The organism is Elusimicrobium sp. An273 (assembly GCF_002159705.1).
GTDB lineage: Bacteria > Elusimicrobiota > Elusimicrobia > Elusimicrobiales > Elusimicrobiaceae > Avelusimicrobium > Avelusimicrobium gallicola.
In genome coordinates this window covers 186,835-201,860 of the sequence record NZ_NFJD01000002.1, presented here as the reverse complement: position 1 = coordinate 201,860, position 15,026 = coordinate 186,835, and the positions used below count along the sequence as shown (strand labels likewise).

The following is a 15,026-nucleotide window of genomic DNA, read 5'->3' as shown; positions in this document are numbered from 1 at the left end:
TTTGTTCTGTAAGAGCAAAAAACGGGCGTTTGGGTAAATCAGAAGTGTCGTTTAGTCTTCGGGCGGGAAAGAGCGGATTAAGTTCAACAGGGGCTGATCCGTTTCTTTTTTGGAATTAAGCGGCACCACGCGGGAACTCTTTTCCGTGGTTACGACGGCGTAGTCTTCCTTAATGTCAAACACGCTGCGCTGGGCGGCCGCGTCAAAGAGGCTGTGCCCGAAAAAGCCCTTGGGTTGGGGCAGGTTGAGCAAATCCATAAGGGTGGGGGCGATGTCCAGTTGAGACACGAGGGGATTGGCCGCCAACGGTTTTTCAATGGGCGTGCGGGTTACAATGACAAAAGGCAAATTGTCGTATTCCGGCCGGTAAGGCTTAAAAAGCTTATTGGTCGGCGTGTTGGAATAAGACGGGTGGTCGGGCATAATCAGCACCAGGGTGTTTTGGTCAAAGAGGCCTTTTTCGTCCAACTGTTTTAAAAAGCGGCTTACGTCCTGCCCAAAGCGGGCGAACGCGCGGGGCAGGGTGGGCACGTCGTAAAACTCGGCGTCAATTTCTTCGTATTCCTGGCCCAGATAGTCCAAGCGGCCCAGCGGCACGTGCGAGTCCACGGTCAGAAGCGTCATAAACAGCGGTTCCTGTTTGTGTTCTTGCAGGTATTCGGCGGCATAGTCAAACAGTTTGCGGTCGGTCAGGCCCCACCAGTCAATATAGTCTTTGTAGTCGGGGCGCGTTTCAAAATACGTGGCGCCGATCACCTCGTCAAACCCGGCTTGGTGAAAGAGCACGTTTTCGTCCATATACGTTTCATCCGCGCCGCGCAAAAAAGCCGTTTTATAGCCGTGTTTTTTGAGTTCTTTTACAAATGAAACGGGGTATCCGTTGGCAAAGGCCAGTTCGGCAAAGGGGTGGGAAGTGAAAATAACCGTCAGCCCGTACAGTGTGGAAAGCGTAACGTGCTGCAGCGAGGCGGAGGGATATTTTTCCATCAGTTCGTCCAGCGGGCGGCTGGCCTGCAGGGGGATATTGGGGTTAAAGCGGTGGAGGTATTTGTTGGAAAGCGACTCGGACGCGATTAAAATCACCCGCGTATATTTTTTGCCCACGCCCGTATTGCGGGCGGAAAAGACGTTATATTCTTGGGCCAGTTTTTCAAGCTCCGGCGTGAGCGGCTGGTTTAGCCGGGCCTGCGGGCGCGGGGTCAGCACGGCGTTTAAGGTATAAACCGGGGAAGGCGTAATTAAATAAGAAGTATAGAAATCGTTGGGCGCCGGGAGCAGTTTAAGCGGATTAGCCGCACCTAAGAGCGCCAGCCCCGCCACGCACACCAGCAGGCGGTTGAAAGCCGTTTTGCGCGGTGCGGCGCGGAAGAAGCGTTTGACGGCAAACCCGCAAAAGATGGCCAAAACGGCAAAATAAGAAAGTACGCGCCAGTCGGTCAGGAAGTTATAGTCGCCTCCTTCCATCGTATCCAGGTATTTGGCGCCAAAGCGTTCCTTAAAGTACCAAAGCAAAATTAAATCGGCCGTCAGCGTCAGGTAATAAATAAAGGCCAGCAAGCCGGCCAGCCATTTGTTTTTTACGCCCAGCAGGTGTAACAGAGACAATAAAGCGCCCAAAAACAAAAACTCGCATACTAATTTTACGCTTTCCGCCGCCAAAAAGTTAACGGGCGTCAGCCGGCCCAATTGGCCGAGCCCAAACAAACACAGCAGCACCGCCGGCAGAGATAACACCAGCAGCAATTTCCAATCGTTTTTAAAAGGGGAAAAAATGTATTTTTGAATGAAGGACATACCGTTTCCGTTCCGTGTCAATTTGATATAATATTATATCTTAATTAAGGACCTTTGACTCCTGGCCCGGTCGTTGTGGCCGGCAGGATCATAGCGTAAACCAAAATGGAAAATAAGCAATTAGAAACAAAGCGCCACTCCTGCGCGCATGTTATGGCGCAAGCGGTGCAGCAGTTGTTCCCCGGTACGAAACTCGGTATCGGCCCGGCTATTGAAAACGGATTCTACTACGATTTTGATTGCCCCCATCAGTTCACTCCCGAAGATTTAAAAGCGATTGAAGCCAAGATGAAAGAAATCATCAAGGCCCGCCAGCCTTTTGAACGCAAGGAGATGAGCAAAGCCGAAGCGAAAGAATTTTTCACCAAACGCGGCGAAACCTATAAATTGGAATTGTTGGACGAACTGGAAGACGGCACGATTACCGTCTATATGAACGGCGACTATGCCGACTTGTGCCGCGGCCCGCACGTGGAACACACGGGCAAAATCAACAGCTTTAAACTTACCACCATTGCCGGCGCCTACTGGCGCGGGGACGAAAAACGCCCCATGCTCCAGCGCATTTACGGCCTGTGCTTTGATACGAAAGACGAACTGAACGCCTACATTAAACAACAGGAAGAAGCCGCCAAGCGCGACCACCGCAAACTGGGCCCGGAACTGGACTTGTTCAGCATTAACGACAACATCGGCCCCGGCCTGATTTTAATGCACCCCAAAGGCGGTATGCTGCGCAAAATTTTGGAAGACTGGATTAAAGACCAAAACTTAAAACGCGGCTACGATTTGGTGGTCAGCCCCCATATTGCGCGTCTGCACCTGTTTGAAATCAGCGGGCACGCGGGATTCTATTCGGACAGTATGTTCCATCCCATGGAAGTAGACGGCGAAAAGTACCAAATTAAACCGATGAACTGCCCCTTCCACGTGGAAATTTACAAAACCCACTTAAGAAGCTACCGCGATTTGCCGCTGCGCCTGTCGGAACTGGGCACGGTGTACCGCTACGAACGCTCCGGCGCGCTGCACGGCCTTTTGCGCGTGCGCGGGTTTACGCAGGACGATGCGCACATCTTCTGCACGCCCGAACAGGTGGAAGACGAAGTCAAACAATGCTTTGAGTTCGCCATGCACATTTTCAAAACGTTCGGTTTTGAAAAATACGCCGTGGAACTTTCCACCCGCGACCCGGAACACCCGGAACATTTTACCGGCGACGTAAAAGACTGGGAACGCGCCGAAAACGCCCTGAAGCACGTGCTGGAAACCAACCATATTCCCTACACCACGCACGCGGGCGAGGCCGCTTTCTACGGGCCGAAGATTGATATCAAAGTGATGGACGCGATCGGCCGCCTGTGGCAGCTGTCCACCATCCAGTTTGACTTCAACCTGCCCCAGCGCTTTAATTTGGAATACGTCGCTCCCGAAGGCCGCAAACGCCCCATTATGGTGCACCGCGCGATGTTTGGCTCGCTGGAGCGCTTTACGGGCGTGATTATTGAGCACTATGCGGGCTGGTTCCCGCTGTGGCTGGCCCCGGTGCAAATTAAACTCCTGACGCTGACGGACGACCAAATTCCGTTTGCCAAAGAAGTATACGCCAAAATGCGCCAAGCCGGCCTGCGTCCCGAACTGGACGTGAGACCCGAAAAACTGGGCCTGAAAATCCGCGAAGCGCATATGCAGCGCATTCCGTATACGGCCATTATCGGCGCCAAAGAAGCGGCCGAAGGCAAGCTGACCATCCGCTTAAAAGGCGGCGAAAATACGCCCGCTTTGCCGGTGGACGAGGTCATCGCCAAGATGAAAGAAGAAGTTGCGTCTTTCAGTTTGACGAACCTGCTTAAATAAATTGCTGCAGTTTAAAAAACCCCGCGCCAAGCGCGGGGTTTTTGTTTGTATAAAAAGGCCCGAAGAAGAACGACTCTGGGCAATAAGCGCCGCCACACAAGCGGCGCCGCCCGCAGGCGGGCAAAAGGAATGGCCGGCGGCAAACAGGGAAACCGGTTTTAGCGGCGCCGCGCCTAGGAGGGCGCGGGAAAGCCTATGCCGTTTGAGCATAAAAAACCCCGGTTTTACCCGGGGTGTATCAGAGGGGGAGAAACGCTTACGGAATGGAATCCATAATTTTGCGGAGCTCTTCTTCGCTTTTATCGCGGACTTCCACCGTTTTTTCTTTTCCTTTGGCGCCTTTGACGATGATAATGCTTTCTTCATGCACGTTAAAAAAGTCGGCCAGGAAGGTTCTCATGATGGCGTTGGCGGCATCATCATCTACTTTTTTGTTTTTAATCTTCACGCGCAGCACGCTGCCAATGCGGCTGATCACTTCGTTGCGGCCCGTGGTTGGGATTAAACGCACTTTTATAATCATAAACCCTCCAAATTTTCGGCAAACAACTTGCTGCCGATGCGGGGCAGAGAAGAGCCTTCTTCTACCGCCGTTTCAAAATCTGCACTCATCCCCAGGGAAAGGTATTTTTCCGGCAGGGATTTAAAATCTTCATCAAAGGCCTGTTTAAGCGGCCTGAATAACTGCCGCAGCCGGGTTTCGTCGGCCCCCTGCGGGGCAATGGCCATATATCCGCACACCCGCACCCGCTGGAGCGTTTTCAGTCGGCGGGCCAACTGGCGGGCTTCTTCCAAGGGCAGGCCGGACTGGGTTTCTTTGTCCGTCAGTTTTACCTGCACCAGCGCCCGCAGTGTTTTGCCTTGCGGCACATGTTTTTCCAAAGCAAGGGCCGTGTCAAAATTATCCAGCGAATCAATAAAATCAAACAGCTCGGCGGCCTTGGCGGCTTTGTTTTTCTGTAAATGCCCGATGAAGTGCTTTACCGTGTGGAAACGTGCGAACTCGGGTTTTTCCCAGCGGGCTTGTGCCTGCTGCACGCGGGATTCGCCCACGTGCACGATAAGCCCCTTTTGTAAAAGCGTTAAAACGTCTTGATCTTTTGCGTATTTGGTAACGGCTAAAAGGGTAATTTCTTTCGGGTCGCGCCCGCTTCTTTGGCAGGCGGACAACAGGGCTTGGCGTACGTTTTGAAAATTGGCAACCAGTGTTTCTTCCCTGTTCATAAAAAATCCCTTGACATATTATATCAAAATATACTTTAATTGACCAATTTTTTCTTACCGGAAACGCCGTTGCGACGGCCGGACGAACGAGGCTTTTTCTGCCCCTGCAGATTTAATACAATATCTATATATGCAAACCAAAACCCGCCGCTCCATGATTATTATCGCCATCGCCAACGGCCTGTTGCTTTTTGGCTATGGGCTGTCGCTGCCGTTTTTTACCATTTATCTCATTTCCCAGCGCGGGCTGACGTCTTCTATGGCGGGGCTGGTGATTGCGCTGGCGGGCCTTTCGCGCTGCGTATCCAGCGGCATCAGCGGCGAACTGGCCGACGTTTTCGGCCGCAAAACCGTTATGGTGTGGGGGCTTTTTTCCCAGATTGTAGCCATGTTTGCGCTGGGGCTTTGCATTGAGCTGAAGGTGCAGGTGGGCTGGATGCTGGCGTGTTATTTTTTAACCACGTTTTTGGGGGCGTTTTTCCGCCCCGCTTCCAACGCCTGGGTAACCGACAACACCACCCCCAAAGAGCGGGTGGAAGCGTTTGGCATTATTCGCATCGGGCTTAACATCGGCTGGGCGCTGGGCCCTGCGGCGGGCGGTTTTCTGGTGCGCTATTCCTACAGTATGGCTTTCTTTTTTACGGCCCTTTTGTATGCCGTTACCATTTTGTATTTAAACCGCCAAGTGCAGGATAACCACACCCCCTGCAAATCCCGCAAGCCCAGCTTTGTGTCGGCCTTGCTTTCTCTAAAAGACAGTCGTCTGGCAAAAATCTGCTTTTACGTGGTGGTGATTACGGCCGTCAACTCGCAGCTGGTGGTGGGGCTTTCCATTCATTGCAAGCAGTATTTGCATATGCCGGAGTATTACATCGGCTGGTTCTTTACCATTAACGGGCTGGTGGTGGTATTTTTGCAATACTGGGCCACGCGGCTGATGGCTAAAATACGCCTTTCCACGGCCATGTTTATCGGATGCGCCTTGTATGCGGTGGGGTTTGGATCGGTAGGTTTTTTTGACGGTTTTACGCTGATTGCGCTGGGCGTATTTTTGGCCGGGTTGGGCGAGCTTATCGTGTCCCCCGGCGAACAGACGCTGGTTTCCAACATCGCTTCGCGCGAAACGCGCGGGCGCTATTTAGGTATGCTGATGGTTTTTTATAATTTGGGTTCCGCGGCCGGCTTTTTCGGGGCGGGCTTGCTGAGCGATTACGTGGCCCCGCACTACTTGCCCGGCCCGTGGCTGATTGTGGGCGCGGCCGCGCTGCTGGCCGGGTGGGGCTTTTGGCGGATGCGCCGCAGCCTTACGGACGAAGAAGACGGCAAAACCAATGTACCGGTGCCCATTAAAAAAGATACAATCACTTTAAACTGACGCAACAAGGAGTTAAACGTATGAGAGGAATTATTTTTACCGTGCTGACGCTGATTGTAGGCGCGCTGATTGGACTGGGATTAGACAAACTGGCTTCTTTCCTGCCGGTGCAGCTGGATCAGGCGCTTTCGCGCGTATACGCCATTGGCGTGCATCCGCTTTCGCTGCACATCAGCATTTGCGGGGCGCTGGGGCTGGTGTTTGGCTATATCATCATTTCCAAGTTTGTACGGAAGTAATATGCAGCTGGTTTTGGCCTCCAAATCGCCGCGGCGCATTGCGATTTTAAAAGAACTGGGCATGAAGTTTGACATTATCCCATCCCAGGCGCCGGAAAACAGCCGCAAAAAACGCCCGGCCGCCCGCGTAAAAGAGCTGGCGGTGCAGAAGGCGTTTGACGTGGCGCGCAAATATCCGGGGGCGGTGGTCATCGGGGCCGATACGCTGGTGTACTGCAAAGGCGAAATTATCGGCAAACCCAAAGACCGGGCCGACGCATTGCGTATTTTAAAAAAATTGAACGGTGCCTGGCAGTCGGTCTATACGGGCGTATGCGTGATGAATTTGCAGGAACAAAAAATGCTGTTTGGGCACGACGTGTCCAAATGCAAGGCGCGGCGGCTTTCGCCCCAGGAGCTGGAGCATTTGGCCGGAAAGCATATGGATAAAGCCGGCGCCTACGCCGTGCAGGATACGGACGACCCTTTTATTGAACGCATTGTGGGCAGCCGCAGCAATGTGGTGGGGTTTCCGGTGGAATTTTTTCAAAAATTATTTAAGGAGTTTTTGGCATTATGATTGAAACGGATTTGGTGGTAATCGGCGCGGGCCCGGCCGGGTGCAGCGCCGCCATTTATGCGGTGCGCGCCGGGATTAAAACGGTCATTGCCGCGGGCGCGGCCCCGGGCGGGCAGCTGCTGCAAACGAGCGACGTGGAAAATTACGCCGGCTTTGTAAATCCGGTGGGCGGATTTGAATTGATGGACAATATGCACAAGCAGTGCAAACGGCTGGGGGTGGAATTGACGTCGGACGAGATCGTAAAACTGGAAGGGGAAAAAACGCCTTTTACGCTTACCTGTGCTGACGGAAAACAGTACAAAGCCGCGGCCGTCATCATCGCCACCGGCGCCACGGCCCGCTGGCTGGGACTGCCCGAAGAAGAAAAATTTAAAGGCCACGGCCTTTCCGCCTGCGCCACGTGCGACGGCTTCTTTATGCGAGGCAAAAATGTGTGCATTGTAGGCGGCGGAAACACCGCGTTTGAAGACGCTTTGTTTTTGGCGCAGTTCTGCCCGCAAGTCAATTTAATCCACCGCCGGGACGCCTTCCGCGCCGACCAAGTAACGGTGGAAAAAGCCAAAAATACGCCCAATATCAAACTGGTGCTAAACAGCGTGCCGGTGCAGATTTTGGGTACGGACGCCGTGGAAGGCGTGCGGGTAAAAAATGTGAAGACGGGGGAAACGTCCGATATCGCGTGCTCCGGCCTTTTTGTGGCGGTGGGCGCCGTACCGCAGACGGATTTCCTGAAGGACTCGCTGGTGGCCTTGGCCGACAGCGGTCTTGTGCTTGCAGACGAGCGCACCCACACCACCATAGAAGGCATTTTTGCAGCCGGCGATTGTGCGGACAAGCACTACCGCCAGGCCATTATCGCGGCCGGATCGGGCGCCAAGGCCGGCATTGAAGCGGCGGCATTTATCAACCTGCACCGCTAAGAGCTGTTTTAAAAATTACCCTCCGGTTCTCAAGCCGGAGGGTAATTTGTTTTTCGGCTTGAATATCGGCTCGCGGGAAGCTATAATAATCAAAGCAGGAGGATGAAGGTATGCAAAGAGTTCCGTATAATTTTAATGCACAGAAAAATTTAGATATTCTTTCAAAAGCCGCTTTTTTAACCACCAAATCCGGCAATAAAATCAACACCATGGTCATCGGCTGGGGCAGCCTGGGCGTTATGTGGCGGCTGCCTATTTTCAGCGTGATGGTGCGGCAAAACCGCTTTACGCATACGCTGTTGGAAAAATCGCACGAGTTTACGGTTACCATTCCGTATGGGGACGTGTCCCACTTAATTCCTGTCTGCGGCGAACGCTCCGGCCGGGATATAGACAAGCTGGCCGCGTGCGGGCTGAAAACCTTGAAAGGCCAAAAAATCGCCACGCCGGTGCTGGATTTGCCCGGGATGCATTTTGAATGTTCCGTGGTGTACAACCGCCTGATGGGAAAGGAACATTTAAATAAAGCGTTGGAAGAACTGTGGTACAACAAAGAACCGGATGATTACCATATGTTTTACTTTGGCGAAATTTTGGACAGTTATATCACCGAATAACGGCCAGAATGCTTTGTAAAAACCTCCCGATAAGGGAGGTTTTTTTATGCGTCTAACGAGGGAGAGGAATGTCCAAAAGGGGTTTTTGCTTCCAGCCGGTTTTGTCAAAATGCCACCATTCGGTGCGGGTATAGGTAAATCCGGCGGCCGTCATAATTTTTTTAAGCGTTTCGCGCCGGGCCAAAACATCCGGATCCAGGTCATAAAAATCCATATGGGCGCGTTCTGAAAAACTGTCAAAATCCGTGGGCATGGGAAGCGGATTGCCGGTAAAATCGCACGGCGTCAAATCCACCGCCATGCCGCGGCTGTGGCGGGAGCCTTTGGCGGGCGGCGCCACATAATTGGGGTTGGGGACGGCTTGCCAAAGCTTTTGGTGGGCCGATTGCGGGCGGTAACAGTCCCAAAGGCAAAACGTAAACGGCTCTTTTTCGCGGGCGGCCAGCCGGAGGGCGTGCTGAAGGGCGCGGGCGGCGTCTTGATGCAGGTAGCATTTGGCGGAGTCGTATATTTTTTGGCCCGTAAAATTATGCGGGGTTGCATAGCGCATATCAATAAACACGCGCACTCCGGGCAGGGCCGATACGTCCACTAGGCCCGCCTGTTCCAGGCTTTTTGCCTCTTGCGCGGCCAGCGGCGCGGCCAGCAGCATAAGGGCTAAGAGCGTTTTCCACTTCATACGATCAGTATAGCACTTTGTGCGTTGGCGAAACCGCTAAAAATAAGTACAATACTTCTATGGACGATAAAAACTTTAAAAGCGGTTTTGCCGTACTGGCCGGATTGCCCAATGCGGGCAAATCCACCCTGCTGAACAATTTGGCGGGGGGGCTTTTGTCGGCGGTAACGAATAAACCCCAAACCACGCGCCAGAACATTTTGGCCATTGCGGAAGGGGATCATTACCAGGTGGTGTTTGTGGACACGCCCGGCTTCTTAACGGCCCAGTATAAGCTGCAGCAGACGATGGTGTCCTGCGTAGACCGCGCCGTGCGCGAAGACGCCGATTTGGTCATTTTTTTGGTGGATGCGACGGCCGATTACGCGTTAAACGCCAAGCTGGTGGAAAAATTAAAAACCGTTTATTGTCCGATTTTTTTGGCCATTAATAAAATTGATTTGATAAAAGATCCGTCCGTGTTGGACGAATTGGAAAAACGCGTAAAGGCGGATTTGAAAATAGCAAAGACCTTCCGCATCAGCGCCGCGCAGGGCACGCAAACGGCGGAATTGCAACAGGCCGTCATTGAGGCCATGCCCTTCAGCCCGGCGTATTTTCCGCCCGGCCAGTGGACAGACCGCTGGGAGCGTTTTTACGTGGCGGAATTTATCCGCGAGCAGATTTTCCTGCTCTACCACAAAGAAGTGCCGTACAGCACGTATGTGGAAATTGAAAAATTTACGGAAGACTTGGGCCCCAAAAATTATATCCGCGCCAACATTCACGTAGAGCGCGAAAGCCAAAAACCCATTATCATCGGCAAAGGCGGCAGCGCCATTGCCGAGCTGAGAAAACGCGCCCAAAAGCGGATTGAGCAGTTTTTGGGCCGCAAATACCGGTTGGAATTAAATGTGGTCGTGTCGCCCAATTGGCGCAACGATACCCAAATGCTGGAAGATTTTGGCTATATCGTGCGCGATGAACAATAAACAAGTTTGGTTATGGTGCAAAACCCCGGGACGAATGTTCCGGGGTTTTTTCATTTTAAAAAAAGAATTGCTGTCCCTAAAGAGGTGCGGTATTGCTTAGCCGTGTGGCTAAAACTAATCGTGTTAACGTGTCTAGCGTGGGGTGCCAGGCTCTGGCCCCCTAGAAGGGGTTGTGGCGCGAGAGTGCTACATTGCTTAAACGGTGTGGCTTAACCTAGTCGGATGAGTGGGTATTGAATGCAGCCCTCGGCAAGGGGGTACTTTTTCCGACGGGAAAAAGTACCAAAAAGCGTCCGCCCCGGCGTCCTCTAAAAATCACTTTCAAACGGGCCCTTTTACAACTCGCTTCGCTCAAACAATAAAAGGGCCTTGTCGTTTGAAAGGCTTTTTAGAAGCAGGACAAAGGGGCGGATAAACGGCAACAACATCAAAAGGAAAAACCTTTGTTAACAGAGGGTCTAAACGGCAACGGCGTAAAATGGAAGTTCCTTATGGAACGGAAGATGTTGTTTTTTTGTTAGAGCGCGAGAGGGCGGAAACAGTGTGGCGCAAACGAATCGGGTTAATGGGCATAGAGCGGGGAGGGGCGGCTCGCCCCTTGACTCGTTTTTTTTTTTTGATAAATTTTGCGTATGGCAAAAATTTATCAAAAATCATTCCCCGGCGGTAAAAACGCCGGATTTACGCTTATAGAGCTCTTAGTAGTGGTTTTAATCATCGGTATTTTAGCAGCGGTGGCCGTGCCGCAGTATCAGAAAGCGGTGGAAAAGAGCCGTGCGGCCCAAGGCATACAGATGTTGGGCAGTATCTATGAAGCTCAAAAACTGTGGTATCTGCAAATGGGGGGAAATATCAATAACTCCGGGGTGAACGAGTGGGAAGATTTGTCCATTGATTTGCCTTGCAACAGCAAAGGCACCAGCGGCCCGGCCGATAACCATGTGCTGACGTGTAATTCTAATTTCTTTACTTATACTTTAGGGGGCACCGGCGGAGGCGGAAGAGTATGGTATCAAAATTGGGCGTTCCACCCCAATGCGGTTACCCCGGATTATGTGTTGGGTACGGAAGAGGATAAAACTTTTTTCTGCTGCAGCAGCGAGGCCCAAAAGTGCCGCAATATCGGCATGACCAAGCCCCGCGGAAAAGATTATGCTTCCGGCGTTCCGTGTTATTATTAAAGACTTGAGCTTTCTAGAAAACCCCGGGCCTATGCCCGGGGTTTTTGTTTATTTGTCTTCGTATTTGTAAATCACCAGACCGCTGCGGAGCTTCGGTTCAAACCAAGTGGATTTTGGGGGCATAATTTTATGCGCGTCCGCCACCTTCATCAGCTCTTCCATAGAAGTGGGATACATGGAAAACGCCACTTTCCATTTTCCGCTGTCCACCCGTTTTTTAAGCTCCCCAATGCCGCGTATGCCGCCCACAAAATCAATGCGTTTGTCGGTGCGCGGGTCTCCAATGCCCAGCACGGGCCCCAGCAGGTTTTCCTGCAGGATGCTCACGTCCAGCGCGGCTACGGGGTCTTGGTCGTCAAACGAGCCTTTTTTAGCCGTCAGCGTATACCATTTGCCGTCCAGATACATCCCAAATTCGTGGCGTTTTTGGGGTTTTTCGCGGCCGGTTTCGGCCACGTCAAACTTTTGGGCGGCTTTGGACAAAAAGTCCGTTTTGGACAGGCCGTTTAAATCTTTCACCAAGCGGTTGTAATCCATTACATACAGTTGGTTGGCGGGGAAAATAACACTTAGGAAAAAATTGTAATTTTCCTGCCCCGTATGCTTGGGGTTATGCGCCTTGCGCTGGCGGGCCACGTTGGCCGCGGCGGCGGAGCGGTGGTGCCCGTCGGCAATATAGAGGGTGGGGATTTGGGCAAAGGCGTCCTGCAGAAAACGGATGTCCTGCAAATCGTCAATCACCCAAAACGTATGTTTAATGCCGTCGGGCGCCGTAAAATCATAGACGGGAAATTCAGAAGCGATTTGCGCCAGTTTTTCGTCTATTTCCGCCCGGGCCGGATACGTCAAAAATACGGGCCCTGTAGTGGCGGAAAGAGTAGCCACGTGGCGGGTGCGGTCGTCCTCTTTATCTTTGCGCGTCAATTCGTGTTTGCGCACGATGTCCTTATCGTACTCTTCGCACGAGGCCACGGCCACCAGCCCGTACTGGGTGCGGCCGTCCATCGTTTGCGCGTACAGATAAAAGCACGGTTTTTCGTCCTGTTTGAGTACGCCCGTCTGCAGGAAATGCTCCAAGTTGTCTTTGGCTTTTTGGTACACTTCCTGCGCGTAGAGGCTGACGTCTTCGGGCAGGTCAATTTCCGGTTTGTCTACGTGCAAAAAAGAATACGGATTGCCCTGCGCCATTTGGCGGGCCTCCGCCGAGTTGATAACGTCATAGGGCGGGCAGGCAATTTTGTCTGCGTGGGCGCTGGGGCGAAAGCCCCGGAAAGGTTTGATGGTAGCCATATCAGTTCACCCGGTGCAAAAATGTGCCGTCTTGGGCATATTGGTTGATAATCTGCACGGTGCATTCGGCCACGGCGTCCTGCGCCTGGTCGGTGCTGGCGCCGATGTGGTGCGTGCCGTACAGGTTTTCGGCCCCTTGATAGGGGGAATAATCAAACGTATTGTCGTTGGCTTTGGGCTCGGTTTCATACACGTCTAAGCCGGCTTTGATGCCTTTGTTTTTGACGGCGTCCGCCAAGTCTTTGGCAACCACCAGGCCGCCGCGGGCCGCATTGACGAAAATGGCGCCCGGTTTCATCGCGTCAAAAAACTTTTTATTAAACAGCCCCTTGGTTTGCGGCGTTTCCGGGATGTGTACGGTAATCACGTCGCTCATCGCGGCCAAGGTGTAAATGTCCGGCTCGGGCGTTACGCCGGCGGCGCGGAATTCTTCCGCTTTGTCGTTGGGGTCGTAGGCCAGCACTTTCATGCCAAACGCTTCGGCGCGTTTGGCTACTTCTTTGCCAATATGCCCCAGCCCGATAATGCCTAGCGTGCGCCCAAATAGCCCTTTGGCTTTGCCGTATTCGCTCTTGTTCCATTTGCCTTCGCGCAGGTCTTTGGTGTTGTGGTAAATGCGGCGGTCTAACGCCAGGATAAGCCCCAGGGTAAGTTCCGCTACGGCAATGGAATTGGTGCCCGGGCAGTTGCACACGGCAATGCCTTTTTGGGCGGCGTGGGCTACGTCAATGGTGTTCGTCCCCGCGCCCGCGCGGATGATGAGTTTTAAGTTCGCCGCGGCGTCCATTACGGCAGCGGGTACTTTGGTGCTGCGTACGATTAAAATCTCGTTGTCGGCAATGGCGGCGGGCAGCGTGTTTTCGTCCAAGGCCGGGTTGTCGGTAATGTGATGGCCTTCTTTGGAAAGCACTTCTTTCCAGTGGGCGGGGAATTTGTCAGCAATCAGAATTTTCATTTGGCCTCCTGGCGCAGCTGGCGGACAATTTCATCCACCGCGGCGGTAAGTTTTTCGTATTCGGCCGTTCCGTGGATATCCACAAACGGGAAGCAGGCAATGCGAAGCGAGTTCTGCTTGACGGAGGAGTATTTTTTAATACCGTCTGCCAAGTTGGGCAGCCCCGTGGCCTTTAAGGCGGCGGAGATGTCGGCGTCTTTCAGGGCGGGATCCGTTACTTCCAGCGTAAGCGTGGTGTAGGAGCGGTGGGCTTCATCGCTGATTAAGGGTTTTAAATAATCGGTCTTGGCGGCCCACTCCAGCAGGTATTTGGCGTGTTGGCGGCAGAGGGCGTCCATCGCTGCCAGGCCGCCGTTTTCGTTCATCCATTTGCACGCTTCGTTAAACATCCAAATGTTAGTGGTGGAAGGCGTGTTGACCGTTTGGCACTTGGCCTGCGCTTTGGCAACCGCTTCGGATAAATCCAGCGCATACGGAATGGTGCGGTATTTTTTGGCTTCTTCCAAACGTTTGACGGCGGCCGGGCTCATAATAATGACGCTGGATCCGCCGCCTACGCCAAAGCATTTTTGCATGGAAAAGAGCATCACGTCAAATTTGTTTTTGGGCAGTTCGCGTCCGCCGGCGCAGGAAGTGCAGTCCCAGGCGATGAGGGTGTCCGGCCCTTTTAATTTCCACGCTTCTTCCAGATATTCGTTAGGAATTTGGGTGCCGGTGGACGTTTCGTTGGGCGTTAAAATAACCAGGCTGGCTTGATAATCGGGTTTTTCGGATGGGAAAAATTCGTTTTCGCCGGCTTTGCGGATGCTGCGGATGACTTTTCCTTCCAGCCGGGAGGCAATTTTTTCGGCCCACAGTTTGGAAAACGCCCCAAACGAAAGCCCGGAAAGCGAATTTTTGGTTAAACTCCAGATGACGGCGTCCATCGCCGGGGTGGCGCCGCCCAAAAAGAAAATAACGGTATAATCCGGCGGCAGCGATAAGAGCTGGCGCAGATTGTCCACCGCTTCTTTATACAGACCTTCGGTAGAAATATCTTTGGCGCGGTGGCTGCGTTCAAACAGGGTTTTGTAAACCGGGGTTTGGCGGATAACGGGGTGGCCTTGGCTGGGACCGCAGGTAAAAGTGGCGCTTGGCATTTTGGAAATGTCTAATTGAATGCTCATGATCTTTCTCCTTTTACGTCTGTTGTAGTATTTAGTTCCCTCCATTGTAGCAAAGTTTCGTAAAAAGAAAAGGGGTTTTTTATCTCTTGTTTTTTATCCGTAAATGCGTAGACTATAAACATATGCAGGAGTATTCCGTTCCCCCGAAACGGACACGTTTTTTGACGGGAACGCATAGAAGAGAAAGAATTGACTC

15 protein-coding genes are annotated in these 15,026 nt (G+C 52.6%); 8 read left to right on the top strand and 7 right to left on the bottom strand.

The window, feature by feature from the left end; all coding sequences use genetic code 11:
* Nucleotides 1-51: 51 nt before the first annotated feature.
* Nucleotides 52-1,794 carry an LTA synthase family protein gene (locus tag B5F75_RS03675; RefSeq protein ID WP_087288057.1) on the bottom strand — a complete coding sequence of 581 codons (1,743 nt, stop codon included), beginning with the start codon at nt 1,792-1,794 and terminating at the stop codon, nt 52-54.
* Between the two features lie 105 nt (nt 1,795-1,899).
* Here B5F75_RS03675 and thrS point away from each other — a divergent pair, with 105 nt between their 5' ends.
* Nucleotides 1,900-3,651, top strand: a complete 1,752-nt coding sequence (gene thrS / locus B5F75_RS03670; protein ID WP_087288055.1) for a threonine--tRNA ligase — start codon at nt 1,900-1,902, stop codon at nt 3,649-3,651.
* Nucleotides 3,652-3,907: 256 nt separating this feature from the next.
* On the opposite strand, the gene B5F75_RS03665 is transcribed toward thrS, so the two are convergent.
* Together B5F75_RS03665 and B5F75_RS03660 are read right to left on the bottom strand one after the other, a co-directional pair.
* Nucleotides 3,908-4,174, bottom strand: coding sequence for a DUF167 domain-containing protein (locus B5F75_RS03665; protein WP_087288053.1), 267 nt, complete (start codon nt 4,172-4,174; stop codon nt 3,908-3,910).
* A complete protein-coding gene (locus B5F75_RS03660) occupies nt 4,171-4,875 on the bottom strand; it encodes a YggS family pyridoxal phosphate-dependent enzyme (protein ID WP_087288051.1) in 705 nt (234 codons plus the stop codon). Before B5F75_RS03660 ends, B5F75_RS03665 begins: the two co-directional genes overlap by 4 nt.
* A gap of 130 nt (nt 4,876-5,005) precedes the next feature.
* On the opposite strand from B5F75_RS03660, the gene B5F75_RS03655 reads away from it, so the two are divergent.
* The 5 genes from B5F75_RS03655 (at nt 5,006) to B5F75_RS03635 (ending at nt 8,588) form a co-directional block, all read left to right on the top strand.
* Nucleotides 5,006-6,250 (top strand): MDR family MFS transporter, encoded by a 1,245-nt coding sequence (locus B5F75_RS03655; RefSeq protein WP_087288049.1) that lies wholly within the window; start codon nt 5,006-5,008, stop codon nt 6,248-6,250.
* A gap of 20 nt (nt 6,251-6,270) precedes the next feature.
* Nucleotides 6,271-6,489, top strand: coding sequence for a hypothetical protein (locus B5F75_RS03650; RefSeq protein ID WP_087288047.1), 219 nt, complete (start codon nt 6,271-6,273; stop codon nt 6,487-6,489).
* Nucleotide 6,490: 1 nt separating this feature from the next.
* Nucleotides 6,491-7,048 carry a Maf family protein gene (locus B5F75_RS03645; RefSeq protein ID WP_087288045.1) on the top strand — a complete coding sequence of 186 codons (558 nt, stop codon included), beginning with the start codon at nt 6,491-6,493 and terminating at the stop codon, nt 7,046-7,048.
* Nucleotides 7,045-7,971 carry a thioredoxin-disulfide reductase gene (gene trxB / locus B5F75_RS03640; protein WP_087288043.1) on the top strand — a complete coding sequence of 309 codons (927 nt, stop codon included), beginning with the start codon at nt 7,045-7,047 and terminating at the stop codon, nt 7,969-7,971. Before B5F75_RS03645 ends, trxB begins: the two co-directional genes overlap by 4 nt.
* 110 nt (nt 7,972-8,081) lie before the next feature.
* Nucleotides 8,082-8,588, top strand: a complete 507-nt coding sequence (locus tag B5F75_RS03635) for a flavin reductase (protein WP_087288040.1) — start codon at nt 8,082-8,084, stop codon at nt 8,586-8,588.
* 52 nt (nt 8,589-8,640) lie between these two features.
* Here B5F75_RS03635 and ddpX read toward each other — a convergent pair whose 3' ends face one another.
* Nucleotides 8,641-9,267, bottom strand: a complete 627-nt coding sequence (gene ddpX, locus B5F75_RS03630) for a D-alanyl-D-alanine dipeptidase (protein WP_087288038.1) — start codon at nt 9,265-9,267, stop codon at nt 8,641-8,643.
* Between the two features lie 59 nt (nt 9,268-9,326).
* Here ddpX and era point away from each other — a divergent pair, with 59 nt between their 5' ends.
* Entirely contained in the window at nt 9,327-10,238 is a 912-nt protein-coding gene (gene era, locus B5F75_RS03625) for a GTPase Era (RefSeq protein ID WP_087288035.1), read from the top strand.
* 632 nt (nt 10,239-10,870) lie between these two features.
* Nucleotides 10,871-11,419, top strand: coding sequence for a type IV pilin protein (locus tag B5F75_RS07680; protein WP_087288033.1), 549 nt, complete (start codon nt 10,871-10,873; stop codon nt 11,417-11,419).
* A gap of 48 nt (nt 11,420-11,467) precedes the next feature.
* Here B5F75_RS07680 and B5F75_RS03615 read toward each other — a convergent pair whose 3' ends face one another.
* From B5F75_RS03615 to B5F75_RS03605, 3 genes are read right to left on the bottom strand one after another with little or no spacing between them, the layout of a single operon-like run.
* Entirely contained in the window at nt 11,468-12,709 is a 1,242-nt protein-coding gene (locus tag B5F75_RS03615) for a DUF1015 domain-containing protein (protein ID WP_087288031.1), read from the bottom strand.
* A gap of 1 nt (nt 12,710) precedes the next feature.
* Nucleotides 12,711-13,664 (bottom strand): NAD(P)-dependent oxidoreductase, encoded by a 954-nt coding sequence (locus B5F75_RS03610; protein WP_087288029.1) that lies wholly within the window; start codon nt 13,662-13,664, stop codon nt 12,711-12,713.
* Nucleotides 13,661-14,830: an aminotransferase class V-fold PLP-dependent enzyme gene (locus B5F75_RS03605; protein WP_158093767.1), complete on the bottom strand. Its 1,170-nt coding sequence runs from the start codon at nt 14,828-14,830 to the stop codon at nt 13,661-13,663. Before B5F75_RS03605 ends, B5F75_RS03610 begins: the two co-directional genes overlap by 4 nt.
* Nucleotides 14,831-15,026 lie beyond the last annotated feature (196 nt).